Source organism: Spirulina major PCC 6313, assembly GCF_001890765.1.
Classification (GTDB): domain Bacteria; phylum Cyanobacteriota; class Cyanobacteriia; order Cyanobacteriales; family Spirulinaceae; genus Spirulina; species Spirulina major.
Genome location: NZ_KV878783.1, coordinates 4,039,153 through 4,053,851 on the forward strand (window position 1 = coordinate 4,039,153; position 14,699 = coordinate 4,053,851).

General features: G+C 53.0%; 12 protein-coding genes and 2 pseudogenes. 9 read left to right on the forward strand and 5 right to left on the reverse strand.

Going from position 1 to position 14,699, the window contains the following annotated elements:
• Positions 1-34 precede the first annotated feature (34 nt).
• Positions 35-784, reverse strand: a complete 750-nt coding sequence (locus tag SPI6313_RS17880; RefSeq protein WP_072622215.1) for a winged helix-turn-helix domain-containing protein — start codon at positions 782-784, stop codon at positions 35-37.
• A gap of 72 nt (positions 785-856) precedes the next feature.
• Between SPI6313_RS17880 and SPI6313_RS17885 the strand changes: the two genes are divergently transcribed.
• Both SPI6313_RS17885 and lexA read left to right on the forward strand, forming a co-directional pair.
• Positions 857-1,564 (forward strand): aspartate/glutamate racemase family protein, encoded by a 708-nt coding sequence (locus SPI6313_RS17885; protein ID WP_072623214.1) that lies wholly within the window; start codon positions 857-859, stop codon positions 1,562-1,564.
• Positions 1,565-1,948: 384 nt separating this feature from the next.
• Positions 1,949-2,593, forward strand: a complete 645-nt coding sequence (lexA, locus tag SPI6313_RS17890) for a transcriptional repressor LexA (RefSeq protein ID WP_072622216.1) — start codon at positions 1,949-1,951, stop codon at positions 2,591-2,593.
• A gap of 167 nt (positions 2,594-2,760) precedes the next feature.
• Here lexA and SPI6313_RS17895 read toward each other — a convergent pair whose 3' ends face one another.
• Together SPI6313_RS17895 and panB are read right to left on the reverse strand one after the other, a co-directional pair.
• A complete protein-coding gene (locus tag SPI6313_RS17895) occupies positions 2,761-3,348 on the reverse strand; it encodes a glyoxalase-like domain protein (RefSeq protein ID WP_245788873.1) in 588 nt (195 codons plus the stop codon).
• Between the two features lie 129 nt (positions 3,349-3,477).
• A complete protein-coding gene (gene panB / locus SPI6313_RS17900; RefSeq protein ID WP_072622218.1) occupies positions 3,478-4,272 on the reverse strand; it encodes a 3-methyl-2-oxobutanoate hydroxymethyltransferase in 795 nt (264 codons plus the stop codon).
• A gap of 105 nt (positions 4,273-4,377) precedes the next feature.
• Between panB and SPI6313_RS17905 the strand changes: the two genes are divergently transcribed.
• The 5 genes and pseudogenes from SPI6313_RS17905 to SPI6313_RS17925 form a co-directional block, all read left to right on the forward strand.
• Positions 4,378-4,833, forward strand: coding sequence for a hypothetical protein (locus SPI6313_RS17905; protein WP_072622219.1), 456 nt, complete (start codon positions 4,378-4,380; stop codon positions 4,831-4,833).
• 178 nt (positions 4,834-5,011) lie between these two features.
• On the forward strand, positions 5,012-7,120 hold the full coding sequence (locus SPI6313_RS17910) for a sensor histidine kinase (RefSeq protein WP_072622220.1): 2,109 nt from the start codon (positions 5,012-5,014) through the stop codon (positions 7,118-7,120).
• 58 nt (positions 7,121-7,178) lie between these two features.
• Positions 7,179-8,288 (forward strand): S-(hydroxymethyl)glutathione dehydrogenase/class III alcohol dehydrogenase, encoded by a 1,110-nt coding sequence (locus SPI6313_RS17915; protein ID WP_072622221.1) that lies wholly within the window; start codon positions 7,179-7,181, stop codon positions 8,286-8,288.
• Between the two features lie 7 nt (positions 8,289-8,295).
• Positions 8,296-10,209 (forward strand): ATP-binding protein, encoded by a 1,914-nt coding sequence (locus tag SPI6313_RS17920; RefSeq protein WP_072622222.1) that lies wholly within the window; start codon positions 8,296-8,298, stop codon positions 10,207-10,209.
• Positions 10,210-10,285: 76 nt separating this feature from the next.
• Positions 10,286-10,486 (forward strand): annotated as a pseudogene (locus SPI6313_RS17925) (element excision factor XisH family protein); the annotation flags it as partial.
• A 24-nt stretch (positions 10,487-10,510) separates the two neighbouring features.
• On the opposite strand, the gene SPI6313_RS17930 reads toward SPI6313_RS17925, so the two are convergent.
• A protein-coding gene (locus SPI6313_RS17930; RefSeq protein ID WP_139276657.1) for an ISKra4 family transposase occupies positions 10,511-11,604 on the reverse strand; the annotation gives its coding sequence in 2 pieces (ribosomal slippage) (positions 10,511-11,439 and positions 11,439-11,604; 1,095 coding nt in all).
• Between the two features lie 106 nt (positions 11,605-11,710).
• Here SPI6313_RS17930 and SPI6313_RS25200 point away from each other — a divergent pair.
• Positions 11,711-11,932, forward strand: a pseudogene (locus tag SPI6313_RS25200) (element excision factor XisH family protein); the annotation flags it as partial.
• Positions 11,920-12,255 (forward strand): XisI protein, encoded by a 336-nt coding sequence (locus SPI6313_RS17945; RefSeq protein ID WP_072622224.1) that lies wholly within the window; start codon positions 11,920-11,922, stop codon positions 12,253-12,255. The pseudogene SPI6313_RS25200 and the gene SPI6313_RS17945, both read left to right, overlap by 13 nt.
• Positions 12,256-13,215: 960 nt before the next feature.
• Here the strand turns inward: SPI6313_RS17945 and SPI6313_RS17950 are convergent.
• Positions 13,216-14,610 carry an eCIS core domain-containing protein gene (locus tag SPI6313_RS17950; protein WP_084669098.1) on the reverse strand — a complete coding sequence of 465 codons (1,395 nt, stop codon included), beginning with the start codon at positions 14,608-14,610 and terminating at the stop codon, positions 13,216-13,218.
• Positions 14,611-14,699: the final 89 nt, after the last annotated feature.

Sequence of the window (14,699 nt, forward strand, 5' to 3'; positions counted from 1 at the left end):
CTCTGGCTCACTAATCCTAAGATCCGGACTCGAATTAGCCGAATCGATAGCCAAACCCCCGGACGGTAATCAGATAGCGGGGTTTGCTGGGGTCAGCTTCGAGCTTTTCCCGGAGCCAGCGAATATGCACATCCACGGTCTTCGTATCGCCGATAAAATCCATCCCCCACACCTGTTCGATCAGCTGATCCCGTGACCAAACGCGGCGGGGTGACCCCATAAAGAGTTCCAAGAGGCGAAATTCCTTCGGCGAAAGGTTAATTTCCTCGCCACTGACCAAGACGCGGCATTCTTCTGGGAAGAGGGTAATCTCTTCGTATTCCAGCACGGGGGCGGGAGGCGTGGCGGCGAAACTCTGTCGCCGGAGCAATGCCCGACAGCGGGCGATCAACTCGCGCATGCTGAAGGGTTTGGTTAAATAATCATCGGCTCCCACTTCGAGGCCGAGGACGCGATCGGTTTCGCTCGCTTTGGCACTGAGAATTAAAATCGGGATCGTATTGCCTTGATAGCGCAACAAGCGACACAGATCCAAACCGTTCACCTGTGGGAGCATCACATCCAAAATGATCAAATCATAGGACGGTTGCAAGCTGGACTGTGACTCTTTCAAGATATTGAGGGCAGACCGCCCATCAATGGCGGTAATTACCTGGTAGCCTTGCTCTTTGAGGGCAAGGCTCACCATCTCTCGAATCAACTCTTCATCTTCGACCACCAGAACACGGGGGGTTGTGGTGAATTCTGGGGTGGTGCGGCTCTTTTGTATATCGAGCGACAGCATAAATATCACAATTAGTGCTTATAAGCCCACATATACACTAAAACGGGGGCACAGAACTATAAAGATAAAATGATAAAAATCAAGGTCATTAATCCCAACACGACGGCATCAATGACGGCCATTATTGGCGATTCGGCGCGGGCGATCGCCTCCCCCCAGACAGAAATCATCGCCGTCAACCCACCCCACGGCCCCGTTTCCATCGAAGGTCATTACGATGAAGCCTTGAGTGTGCCGGGGGTGCTTGCTGAGGTGCAGGCGGGGGAAGCGGCGGGCGTAGAGGGTTATGTAATCGCCTGTTTTGGTGATCCGGGCTTGGCCGCAGCGCGAGAATTAGCACGGGGGCCCGTGGTGGGGATTGCCGAAGCGGCGATGCACGGGGCAAGTATGATCGCCACGGGGTTTTCGATTGTGACCACCTTGGGGCGGACGAAATGTATTGCGGCGCATTTGGTGGAGCAGTACGGGATGGAGCGGTTTTGTCGGGGGATTTGGGCGACGGAGTTGGCGGTGCTGGATTTGGATGATCCGGCGGGGGAGGCGCGATCGCAAATTCTCGCCACCTGCCGCCAAGCCTTATGCACCGATGAATGCGGTGCGATCGTCCTGGGTTGTGCCGGGATGGCGAATTTAAGCCGAGATTTAACGGCGGAACTGGGCATTCCCGTCATTGATGGCGTGGGGGTGGCGGTGAAGTTCGTTGAAGCCCTCGTTGGGGTGGGTCTCGGAACGAGTAAACGGGGAGATTTTGCCCCGCCCTTACCCAAACCATTCCTCTAAGGGCAAAAATTGACGGGAAAATCAAATTTTCAATCCCGAAAATACCGATTAAATGCCGTCCGCAGCTCTGTTCATTTTTGATGGTTTCGACCGCTTTAAATCGAAAAAATCCTTGCTCTGTGGTGGATTCAGCGATCAGATTGGATTGATCTTTTTAGCAACAAAATAATTTTTAGGATTTTTGTATTATTTTAGTACAGAGGTTCTAGAATAGTAATAACCCTGAGTTAATCCCAAACGTCACAAACGTGAATCTCTGACAAAATCTAGTTTCCAGACCGGACTTTGACGGCACTCGGATTTCACGTTCTACGGTGTCACCTTAATTGATACATTCGGGATGCATTTCGGGGCAATTGTTGATTGTCTGTCCAAAAAATCACAATGGAATCACTAACAAGAGCGCAACAAGAACTATACGATTGGCTGGTGGACTATATTCGCACCTCCCAACACGCCCCCTCGATTCGGCAAATGATGAAAGCGATGAGCTTGAAGTCCCCCGCGCCGATTCAAAGCCGTCTGGAGCGGTTGCGGAAAAAAGGCTATATCACCTGGGATGAAGGGAAAGCCCGCACGATTCGGATCACCTATGCCCCAGATCGACCGGGGATTCAAATTATGGGGGTGATTACGGCGGGGGGACTCGTGGAGCCGTTCACCGATGTGCAAAACCAGCAGGAGGAACTCGACCTGCAAGGGGTGATGGATCAGCCCAATTGTTTTGCCCTCCGGGTGACGGGGGATAGCATGATCGGCGACATGATTACGGAGGGGGATTTTGTCTTGTTGCGACAACCCCAGGAGGATCAAACGCCGAAGGATGGCGCGATCGTGGCGGTGCGAGTCGAAGGGGAAGGAACGACGTTAAAGCGGTATTACCAAAGTGGCAATCAAGTGACCCTCAAAGCGTCCAATCCTAACTATGACCCGATTCAAACCACGGCGAATCAGGTGCAAATCCAAGGGGTGCTGGTCGGGGTGTGGCGCACCTATGGAGCTGGATTACCGATGATGGCGCGGGGTTAATGGGAATTGATCTTAAGCCGGAGCGATCGCACCTTTGGAGGCATTTTAACGGTGCGATCGCTTTGGGTGGTGCGAGCTTCTAGCTCGCTATGTTGGTTTCGCGATCGTTGGGATACAAGGGGCTGAAGCCGCCTTGTCTGGTTTGATTGACTTGCGTAACTGTTGAATTAATCCGCCACTTCGGCCAATTCGATCACCCGTTCGGCCATATCTTTCACCAAAAAATTGAGAGGCCGCCGACTGCGAAGCTTAAACCGTAACCGTCGTGACTGCACCCGGAGCAAAATATTTTCTAAACAATCGCGGTCAAAGCACACATGGCGCTGCCGATTTTTCGTCCCGTACTGCGCCCCGGAAATGATGTGCAGTTGGGTATTTTTTTTCAGTTGATACCATAGCCCCTCGGATTGGGTGGGGGGGGCGGTGGCGGTGGTGGGCAGGGACGACATCCCGTAGATGGGGTCGAGGCTAGCGGCTCCCATGCTTTGCTCGTAGTTGTAGTAGTAATGAAGCGGCACATCGGCCACAGCTAGATTTAACAACCCTTCGTAGAACTCCCGCGCCACGTTGAGATCCGACACCATAATCGTGTGAACTTTTGGCGCACTGGACAGAAACATCCACATCGCCCCGGCATAGGCAACCAAGAGCATTACCATCACGCCTTGAGTGGAAAAGAGGCTGTCAAGGGCGGGCAAAAATGCGCCGAGATGGACAGGGGGCGGGGTTAAGATGGCTGGCATGGGTTCAGTCATAGGTGACGGGCGTTATGGGAAACAGGCTTATCTCAGGAGTCGGCGGGGCATCCCTGCGGTGAACTGGACGAACAGGCGGGAGCGATATCCCACGGATTTTCCATGTTACGGGATGTTAACGCCATCTTATCAAATCCTGTCGAGGGGGTTTTCGGGAAATGTGCCGTTGTGGATGTCGGCGGCGAATTGTCGGGTGGCGCTGATGATTTGGTCGCCGAGATTGAGGTAGGTTTTGGCAAAGGGTGGGGTTTTGGGGGAGAGGCCAAGGAGGTCGGCGGTGACGAGGACTTGACCGTCACAGTGGGGGCCGGCACCGATGCCGATGGTGGGAATGGGGAGTTTGGTGGTGATGGTGTGGGCGAGGTCGTCGGGGATGTGTTCGAGGACGATCGCATAGGCTCCGGCGGCGGCGATCGCGATCGCTTCGTGCAAAATTCGCTCGGCTTCGGGTGCGGTTTTGCCCTGTTGTCGGTAGCCCAATTGATGGACGGATTGGGGCGTGAGGCCCACATGGCCAAGGACGGGAATCCCCAGGGTGGTGAGGCGGTGGATGGTGTCCACCATGGCGGGGCTGCCGCCTTCGAGTTTGACGGCTTGGGCTGGGGTTTCTTTGAGGACGCGCCCGGCGGCGGCGATCGCATCGGGAATGCTGGTTTGATAACTGAGGAAGGGCAGATCACAGACAACGAGGGCCCGCTTCACCCCCCGACAGACGGCAGCGGTGTGGTGGATCATCGTGTCGAGATCCACCGGCAGGGTGTTGGCATGGCCCAGGGCCACCATGGCGAGGGAATCGCCAACAAGGATCATGTCTACACCGGCTTGATCCAGGAGGCGAGCGATCGCATAGTCCCAGGCGGTGAGGGTGACAATGGCGGGCGGCTGGTGTTTCCGGCGGCCCAACTGAGACGGGGTGATCGGCATGATGTCTGGCGGACAGAATGGAGCGTAGAATGGCTCTCGTGTCTGTGGTATGGTGTACAGAATTCTGGATGGAGCCTGGAATTTCTATATTTGGAGTATAGCCTGATGCCGCAGCCGATCGAACGTCAAGCCTCTGTGAATGCGGGACTGATGGGGGCGATCGCCTACAGTCTCACCTATGGCGGTTTGCTCTTGATTGCGGGGCAACTGCCGCCCCAGTGGTCTCAAGGTTTACCCCTAGATCACCTGACGTTACTGGGCTTGGCCATTGCCTTAGCGACGGGGTTTTTGTTTGGCGTTGCCTACCGCTACACGGTACGGGGCGATCGCAACCCCCACCTATGGCAAGGTGTGGTCTGGGCCTTTAGTGGCGTGCGCACCGGGGCCAGCCTTGAAACCCTACCCCACTGGACGATCCTAGAACTCTGCACCATTGGTATCGAAAGCGTGCTCTGTTTCGGCGTGGCGGCGTTGGTGTTAATCGTGGCCCGCGATCGCCACTGGCTCAACCCGTCCGCCCTCGCCGCCCCCATCCCAACATCCTCCACCCCTCGCCAATAAGGGCTTACCATAGAAATCATCATCACACCAAAACGTCTAGGCTAGCTCCCGATTCAGCCCCTGTATTCCATCCTGACGATTGCACGTTGAGGGAAACCAGCGAAACGTGTCGAAGTGCCCTGCTGTCTCCTCCGCAATTATTCCACGCTTGATCTATTCCTTCTCCTCCTTTCACGGTATGAAATTGTCTTGGCTTCGTCCATCCCGTTGGCCCATTGCGGTGAAACTCTCCACCACCCTCTTGGCCGTTGCCCTGGTTCCCACTGGCTTGATCACATATTTCAATATCCAACAAAATTTTGAAGAGGTCGAAGCCGCCGAGTATCAAAACCTCACCCTGTTGGCCCAAAGTCATAGCGATCGCATTGATCAATTCATCCTCGATCAGCAACACATCGTTGAATACATTGCCCAAACCCCACACCTCAAGGAATATCTCGCCACGCCGACCGATGCCCGCTCAACCCTCCAAGTAGCCGTAGACCAAACCCTCCGCATCCTACAAGACTCGAATTCAGACTATACCTTGGTCTATTTACTCAATGCGTCCGGGGAGGCCGTGGCAGCCCCCGGCCTGCCTGAGATCCTAGGGGATAGTTTCCAGTTTCGGAATTATTTCCAAATTCCCCAAACCCAAGGTGAAAGCTATGTGTCCAGCATCTTAGTGGGCACGAATACAAAACAGCCCGGCGTTTTCTTTTCAGCTCCGATCACCAGCATTACAGGGGAATTTCTCGGTGTGGTGGTGCTGAAACTAGACGGTGATCGGATTTGGGAGATGGTGGATAATCTCCCCGTCAGTGGTGATAGTGATGTGTTTTTGATTGACTATGCGGGGATTGTGATTGCCCACCGCGATCGCTCCCTGCTCTATCACAGCTTGGCGGAACTGCCCCCCAAGGTGCGCGATGATGTGATCCGCGATCGCCGCTATGCCGTCGATCGCATCCCCAGCCTTGGCCTCAACACCCTCGCCCATGCCATGGTCAACGCCACCCAAGCGGGTTATGTCACCTATTATTTTCCCGCCCTCCAACAGCAGCGCATCGCCGGCTTTGCTCCCCTCCGCCACCAAGACTGGACTCTCGGCATTGCCCGCACCGAAGCCACCTTCCTCGCCTCCCTCCGCCAATCCACCCTCCGCAGCTACATCGCCTTGGGGGTCGCCGGAGCCGGAGCAACATTACTGGCCATCGTGTTGATTCGCAGCATTGTCCGCCCCATTCGCGACCTCACCGCTGCCGTCGCCACCCTCGAACAAGACCACTTCACCCCCGTTCCTGACCACCGCCAAGACGAACTCGGCACGCTGGCCCGGGCCTTTAACGCCATGGAACGCCGCTTGCAGGACTCCTTTGCTGCCCTCTCTACGGCCAATAGCACCCTAGAACAGCGCGTCGAAGCCCGCACCGCCGAACTCACCGCCACCCTCACCCATCTCCAGCAAACCCAAGCTCAACTGATCCAAACCGAAAAAATGTCCAGCCTGGGGCAAATGGTGGCCGGGATTGCCCATGAAATCAACAATCCGGTGAATTTTATCCACGGCAACCTCACCCATGCCGATCAATACATGGTGGATTTACTCAACCTCATTGATCTTTATGAGCAGCATTATCCTGAACCCGATCCGGATATCGCTGAGGAAGCCGACAGTATTGATCTGGAATTTATGCGATCGGACTTGCCGCAGTTGATGGATTCGATGAAGGTGGGGACGAAACGGATTCGGGAAATTGTCCTCAGTTTGCGAAATTTTTCGCGATTGGATGAAGCGGAGGCGAAATATGTGGATCTCCATGAAAGTTTAGACAGTACGATTTTGCTGCTTAAACATCGCTTGCAATCCAAAGATCATCGCCCGGCCTTGGGTATTCTCAAACAGTATGGAACCTTGCCGAAGGTTTCTTGTTATCCGGGGCCACTGAATCAAGTTTTGCTCAATATTATGAGTAACGGGATTGATGCGTTGAAAAGTGCGATCGCAGACGGCAAAGACTTCGGCGCTGATAGCCCCCATCTCCTCCTTGTCACCGAAGCCCCAGACGACCAAGTGATTATTCGCATTCGCGACAACGGCACCGGCGTGCCTGAAGATCTCCGCGCCAAACTCTTCGACCCCTTCTTCACCACCAAAGATGTGGGCAAAGGCACGGGTCTCGGCCTCTCGATCAGCTATCAAATCATCGTCGATAAACACGGGGGCCACCTCGAATGCGAATCACAACCCGGTGAATGGACTGAATTTGTGATCACCCTGCCCCGCGAGCAGATCCCCGTTACTTAATTCAGCCCCCCGCCTTGGTAAAATTGGGCAACTCCTCACATCAAACCTTGGACAATCTATGGACATTAAAGCCGCTGTGGCTTGGGAAGCCGGAACACCCCTCAGCCTCGAAACCGTCCATCTGGAGGGTCCAAAATCCGGGGAAGTGTTGATCGAAATCAAAGCCACCGGAGTCTGTCACACCGATGCCTATACCCTCTCCGGCTCCGACCCCGAAGGCCTCTTTCCCGCCATCCTCGGCCATGAAGGCGCGGGGATCGTGGTGGAGATTGGCCCCGATGTCACCAGCGTCAAACCCGGCGATCATGTCATTCCCCTCTACACCCCGGAATGTCGCCAATGTAAATTTTGCCTCAGCGGTAAAACCAACCTCTGCCAAGCGATTCGCAGCACCCAAGGCAAAGGCGTGATGCCCGACGGCACAAGCCGGTTTTCCCAAAACGGCCAGATGATTCACCATTACATGGGCACGTCTACCTTTGCCAACTACACCGTGCTGCCCGAAATTGCCGTGGCGAAGGTGCGATCGGATGCGCCCTTTGACAAAGTGTGTTTATTAGGCTGTGGCGTGACGACGGGGATCGGAGCAGTGATTAATACCGCCAAAGTAGAACCAGGGGCCAATGCGGTGGTGTTTGGGTTGGGGGGGATTGGTTTAAGTGTGATCCAAGGGTTGCGTCTGGCGGGAGCCAATCTGATCATCGGCGTGGATCTCAATCCGGCAAAACAAGAACTCGCTACCCGCTACGGCATGACCCATTTTGTTGACCCCAACACCCTTGAGGGGGATCTCGTCGCTCATCTCATCGAACTCACCGACGGGGGCGCAGACTACAGTTTTGAATGTATTGGTAATGTCAAGGTGATGCGGCAGGCCTTGGAATGTTGTCATAAGGGCTGGGGTGAGTCGGTGATTATTGGTGTGGCGGGGGCGGGCCAAGAAATTAGTACGCGCCCGTTTCAGTTGGTGACGGGTCGAGTCTGGCGGGGGTCAGCGTTCGGGGGTATGAAGGGGCGGCGGGATGTGCCGAAGTTGGTGGATTGGTATATGGATGGCAAGATTGATCTTGATCATCTGGTGACCCATACTGTCCCCCTCGAACGAATTAATGAGGCCTTTGATTGGATGCATGCCGGGGAATCGATCCGGACGGTGGTGACGTTTTGATCCTTGGATGACAGTGAATCACCAGGCTCTTAACGGCGGCATTGACAGAATCGGGCAATATCTAACACGCTCGATTCAGGGAGATATCCCGGAGGGCGCGATCACCCCGGAGCCAGATCTTGCCCATACAGCCCTGGGCAATCTGTGCCAACGGTTTAATCTCTCGGTCTTTGAACGGGATATCATCCTCCTCTGTGCGGGGTTAGAATTGCGGCGCGATTGGGATCAGTTGTGTGGTCAGGCCCAGGGCAACCCGTACCGCAACTATCCGACGTTGAGTTTAGCCTTAGCAATCATACCGGCGGCAGATTGGCAAGCCTTGACCCCAGAGGCTCCCCTGCGACGGTGGCGACTGATTGAAATGGGAGAGAGTCAATCCTTAGTCCATGGGTCCCTGCGGTTGGATGAGCGGATTTTGCATTACCTTATGGGGGTGCAATATCTGGACAGGCGGCTCGCGACGGTGGTGGAGTCTGGGGCGGAGATGCAGGCGGCGTTAGTGCCCTCCCATGGCGCGATCGCAGCCCGCATGATTCAACAATGGGAACAGGCCAGCGGTCCGTTGCCGATCCTGCAACTCTGGGGCAGTAATGACGAAACGAAGCGAGCGATCGCCCAAGCCATCGCCCACCACTTCCATGCCACCCTATTGATCATCGCTGCCGAACTTCTCCCCAAACAAGGGGAAGATTTAGTCCTACTCCAATGTCTCCTAGAGCGGGAATGGCAGTTAAATCGGGCCATGGTGGTGCTGGATTTAAGCCATGGGGAACTCACGCCGGGACTGTTTCGACTCCTGGACACCCTCCAAGCCCCCCTCCTGTTGAGCGCCATGATCCGTCAGTCTCAACGTCATCGCGCTCTGATCACCTTTGAGATCAATGCTCCCACCTACCCAGAGCAGTACGCCCTGTGGACTCAGGTCCTTGCGACCCAGGCGGCGACCGATGGGCGATCGCACCTCACTCCTCCCCATCTCGATCAAATTGTCTCTAACTTCAACCTCACCCCCGGCCAAATCCAAGCGGCGGCGATCGTCTGGAAAACCCAACCCCCCCCCGATGATCAAGACCTTTGGGACGTGTGCCGCCACCAAAGCCGCCCCCGTCTCGATGAACTCGCCCAACGCATCACTGCTAACGCCGCCTGGGACAACCTGGTGTTACCCGAACGAGAATACGAAGCCCTCCAGATGATCACCGCCCAAGTCCGCCAACGGATGCGAGTCTATCAGGATTGGGGTTTTAGCCGCAATCAAGAACGGGGCCTTGGCATCACTGCCCTTTTTGCCGGGGCCAGCGGCACAGGGAAGACGTTGGCAGCAGAAGCGATCGCCGCCGCCCTCAATCTCGATCTCTACCGCATCGACCTCAGTTCAATTATTAGTAAATACATCGGCGAAACCGAAAAAAATCTCCGCAAACTCTTTGATGCTGCCGAAGGCGGTGGTGTGATCCTCCTTTTCGACGAAGCCGATGCCCTTTTTGGCAAACGCAGCGAAGTGAAAGATAGTCGCGATCGCCATGCCAACGTCGAAGTCGCCTATCTCCTCCAACGCATCGAAGCCTTCCAAGGCCTCGCCATCCTCACCACCAACCTCAAAAACTCCCTCGACCCAGCCTTCCTCCGCCGCATCCGCTTTGTGATCAATTTCCCCTTCCCCAAAGCCCCCCAACGCGCCGAAATTTGGCGACGCACCTTCCCCCCCCAAACCCCCACCCAAAACCTCGATTACAACCTTTTAGCGCAGTTGGAAGTCAGCGGGGGCAACATCAAGAGCATCGCCATGAATGCGGCATTTATTGCAGCGGAAGCGGATGAACCGATTCAAATGAAGCACCTGTTGCAAGCGGCACGGAGTGAATACATCAAGATTGAGAAGGTGTTAACCGATGCGGAAATCGACGATTGGGTGAATTGAAAGTTAGGAGGGAATTGCCTCGACAATGAACGCTTGCACTATAATCTAGGTGCTAAGGAAAAGAGTGAAAGAAGCCATGGCTGCCAAGGATAAATTTCATGCCGTGGTTCGAGCTGCCCTAGAGAAAGAACAGTGGCAGATTACTGATGATCCATTGCGTATCGATGTGGGTGGGACGAAGTTTGAGATTGACTTGGGTGCAGAACAGCTATTAGCCGCCGAGCGAGGTCAAGAGAAAATTGCAGTTGAAATCAAAACATTTTTAAGGGGTGCATCTCAATTTGGCGATGAGTAGATATACTCATGCCAGCCACGGCATCCTAGAGAACTCTCCATTGAGATAGGCACTGCGGTGCTTCAACACCTGGGGCACATTCTCCCGCTTCCATTGCGCTCCCGGCAGCTTCAACCGTCCTGAGAACTGCTTCACCGTGGATTCAACCGCCCCAGACCCGATGGAGATCCCCTCGCACTGGTAGTAGTCGTAATTGACGATCCGGTGGCAATGACGCTTGAGATAGACCCTGAAATTATCCACTCGTGGATGCTGCCAATCATCAAACTCAGCCAACGCCTGCTCAACATCTCCTCGCCATAAATGGCCTCTGACTCGGGATAAACGAGCCGCTGAACCCCCAACCTTCTCTAAGTTCTCCATCAAGTGATACCAGTCGAGAATTTCCAGTCGGTTCTGCTGCGCTCCAATTTGGGCAAATAGATTCCAAATCCCAGGATGACCATCGCCCAGGCAAACCACTAGGCTTGCCATGAGTTGAGTTTGGAGCCAAGCCACTAAATCCTCATTCTGCCCGAAGAAGGCGGCAACCCCATGCCCATGGAGATTCACAGCTTTGTAATCCCGCCATTCACTGGCTTCTCCTTCGGGGGTGCGCAAGCGAACCTTGCCCCCATCAAGGCTCATCTCTTCGACCGGTTCACTGGGTTCACTCACCTCAAGGTCAGGGAAATCTTGACGCTGAACTAGGCGTTGATGGGTGCTGCGAGACATCTTCAGTCCAGTCAAGATCTCGACATCTGCTGCGGCGCGTTGGTAAGACTGAGCACCACTAAGGAGCAGGCAACAGCGCTCAAAGCCAGGACTCCAACGGCTGTAGGCTTTGACTTGGTAGTAGCTCGCTTGATTTGCCGTCAAAACCAAATCCCCTAGGATACTGGTTAAGGTGCGGGATTTTCCGGCTGTGGTGCCGCTGCCATCGACGATAAAAAAATACCGACTTGAGGACTGACGTGTGCTTGAATCTGCTGGCGGACGGTCAGTTCGATGCCTTCGAGGGTTTCTAGGCGTTCGGGGCATTTGGCCTTGGCATCAGCGAGCAGGATAGCAGCGATGGCATCGGTGTGGGCTTTGAGTTGGCGCTTTTGTTCTGGGGTCATCTGAATCAGGGAGTAGCTATGGGAGGTAGCTTAACCGCTGATGCCCAAAACTAGGTAAGTACATATCAACTATTCGCCAAAGTGAGATGCACCCTTTTTAAGTGATTCACCATTAACCGATTATCACGCTGCATTAGGGCAGTTTTTGAATTATCGGTTAGCGTTAGAAATAAGTGATCCAACACGTATTCTCTATTTAGCCATACCCGTGACAGCGCATGAATCCTTTTTCAAAAAAGAATTTTCGCAGATTTCACTGAAGCGATATGAAATTAAACTCATTATTTATGATCCCGTTAAGGAGGTAATTGTGCAATGGATATCCTAGATTCTTATCGCCAGATTGTTCGGGAATTATTAACGGATTATGCCGTGATTCCGATTGCTAATGGACAGATTGACTGTTACACCATTTTTGATCTTCAAAATGATCACTACCAAGTGATGAATGTAGGCTGGGATGGCTATCGGCGAGTCTATGGCTGTATTTTACACTTGGCAATCAAGAACGGCAAAGTTTGGGTTGAACAGAATATGACTGAAATGAAAGTGGCTCAGGAACTTATGGAACGGGGAGTCAGTAAAAATGATATTGTTCTGGGATTTCAAGCCCCTGAAATTCGACAGTACACCGATTATGCAGTTATCTAAGTTTGGTGATTTTGGTCGTTCTATAGCGGATTGCGAAAAGATGCGGTACAGATTGAATTCTCTATCTCAGTCAAGGAGGCGCATACAGAACTAGAGCTGTACCTCATGATTATGAAATCCGCTATAGATGAAGCACCTGTTGCAAGCGGCACGGAGTGAATATATCAAGATTGAGAAGGTGTTAACCGATGCGGAAATCCGCGATTGGGTGAATTGAAGGTAGGGTGGGCAAATACTGAAAAGCTTGCACTTGAGAATCCGAGGCTACGAATTTTGCCCACCTTACAATTGGGTGAATTAAGTGAAGGATGAGGAAATATTGGTGAGCTTATATAGCAAGGAGCGACTAGGTTAGGACATTCAATCAGCGCACCCTGAGCTTGTCGAAGGGTAAGCGGCCGGGCTTTGACAAGCTCAGCCCTCGGTTATAAATATCCTAAGCAGCAACATCATTGCTATATTTTGGATTTGAAGAATCTCGATTTTGCCCACCTTACGAGCGTGATGCGTAAAGCCCCCTGAATTTTATTCGGGGGATATAAGCGAATAACCGAATTGATTCGGTGGTGATACAATAAAAGCGTTCGCTAGCGCGAAGTAAAATTCCGGGGTGAGCACCTTATGGGCAGGGCGTTGTCCATTGGGCGAGGCAAGATAAGACGGGCTACGCCTGCAATTGCTGTCTGAACCCAGAATCCCCCGTCATTTATGCGGGGGAGTACGTCAAGATTGTGGCTATCTCCTACGGAGACGCTGCGCAAACGGCGACCCTCAAGCCCTCAACCATCTCGTTTGATAGGAATAATGTTAGACTTCCTACTTTTCTGGCTACTGCTATATAGCGAATTGCGAAAAAATGAGAACGCCACTTCTCCCTTTTTAAGGGGGATTGAGGGGGATCTTCGTACCTCAAGTTTATGAAAACCGCTATAGAGTCCGATTTCACTAATTTTGCCTACATTAAACCCAAAGGCGTTCCATGAAATCCCAGAACACATCATCTGGTGTAGGAGCATCTTTAGGTGCATCTGTAGTTGTTGGATCATATGCATATTCGGAGGCAGATATTCCTGATAGCATCATGTTTGGATTATCTACCCAGGCAAAACCTTCTGAGGACGAGTAGGCTGGAACTTGTCTAGAGGGAAATGCTATACCTGCGGCTTCTGTTATTGCTCGTGCAAAGGTAGTGCAATTTTCACCATACAAAGCATAACTATGAAGCGTATGATTCCCCTTAGGTGGTTCGACTCCAATCTTCCACTCATATGCTTCGTGTAAAGCAGCCTCCCACTGATCTTCAGTAATCTTATAATCAAGTGCTAAACGCTTATATCCTTCTGGATCACCACCGCTAGGAATCGTTTGTGCGGAATCTGGATTTTCGATTTTCCCAGGATAGAACCCCAAACTATAAGATGCTTGAGGTTTTGAATCTACATAACTCACCAGTTTTACCCAAGAATGACCCATTCCACTAGGTGGCACAGCAAAAGATTTTGAAAAGAGCGAAGGCAAACAATAATTCATCATCCTACTACCATACTTTTTAGTCATAAACAGTAGGCTTTTGGTTAAGTAATTTGGATCAGCAACTTTCACTTGTAAACTGAGCCGAAAATCATTGGGTTTTCCATCTACAGGGTTTAACGGATCAGATTTTAATCCAGGTAATCCTCTATTCCCTTTACCCTCGCTCTGATCTTCTCCACTCTTCCATTTCTCATAACTTATCTCTCGTTGTAATTTTAGAGGCGTCCTGCTTGACGAAATTGTACTCTGCTTTATTCTTGTCTGTTTGCGCTGCACCGTCCCAGCACTTTGCTGCACCACATGGGTTAATTCATGGGCAAGTAACTCCTGCCCTCCCTGATTCTGGGGTGCATAGGCTCCTTGGCGGAAAAACACATCCTGCCCGGTGGTGAAGGCTTTGGCTTGAATGGATTGATTGAGTTGATCGGCGGTGTTGTTGGTATGGATGCGCACTTGGCTAAAGTTTGCACCAAAGGCGTTTTCCATCGGGGTGCGAATGCTGTCACTGAGGGATTGACCTTTGCCCCGTTCCCGCTGAATTGATTGCTCCAATTCTGTTGATGCTGTCCCGCCCGCGCTGGCTCCTGCCCGTTGTACGAGGGGCTTCATCTGCACGCTTTGGTCGTCTTCCTCACTGCCATAACCGGGCACTCGTTGAACTGCACCCTCTAGAAGTTGGCGTTGAACAGTGTTTTCGGCTGCGTTGTTCTCTCGCTGAACGGGTGGGGGTGGGGCGTTGAGGCGCTGCACGACTTGGGCGGCGACGGCATCGGCTTCTTTTTCGTATTTGTCATTGGCTGCCCCGACGGTGAGTTTGGCCATGATGGGCAGGGCGGTGGGGGGAGCCTGGGCGGTGGACTCGGTGACATTCGCGGTGGGGGGGGTTTGGGCTTTGGGGAAGGGCCGCGCAT

Coding starts and splice junctions, on each gene's coding strand:
- SPI6313_RS17880 (WP_072622215.1), bottom strand. CDS start 784: ATGCTGTCGCTCGATATACAAAAGAGCCGCACCACCCCAGAATTCACC.
- lexA (WP_072622216.1), top strand. CDS start 1,949: ATGGAATCACTAACAAGAGCGCAACAAGAACTATACGATTGGCTGGTG.
- SPI6313_RS17895 (WP_245788873.1), bottom strand. CDS start 3,348: ATGACTGAACCCATGCCAGCCATCTTAACCCCGCCCCCTGTCCATCTC.
- panB (WP_072622218.1), bottom strand. CDS start 4,272: ATGCCGATCACCCCGTCTCAGTTGGGCCGCCGGAAACACCAGCCGCCC.
- SPI6313_RS17905 (WP_072622219.1), top strand. CDS start 4,378: ATGCCGCAGCCGATCGAACGTCAAGCCTCTGTGAATGCGGGACTGATG.
- SPI6313_RS17910 (WP_072622220.1), top strand. CDS start 5,012: ATGAAATTGTCTTGGCTTCGTCCATCCCGTTGGCCCATTGCGGTGAAA.
- SPI6313_RS17915 (WP_072622221.1), top strand. CDS start 7,179: ATGGACATTAAAGCCGCTGTGGCTTGGGAAGCCGGAACACCCCTCAGC.
- SPI6313_RS17920 (WP_072622222.1), top strand. CDS start 8,296: ATGACAGTGAATCACCAGGCTCTTAACGGCGGCATTGACAGAATCGGG.
- SPI6313_RS17945 (WP_072622224.1), top strand. CDS start 11,920: ATGGATATCCTAGATTCTTATCGCCAGATTGTTCGGGAATTATTAACG.
- SPI6313_RS17950 (WP_084669098.1), bottom strand. CDS start 14,610: ATGGCCAAACTCACCGTCGGGGCAGCCAATGACAAATACGAAAAAGAA.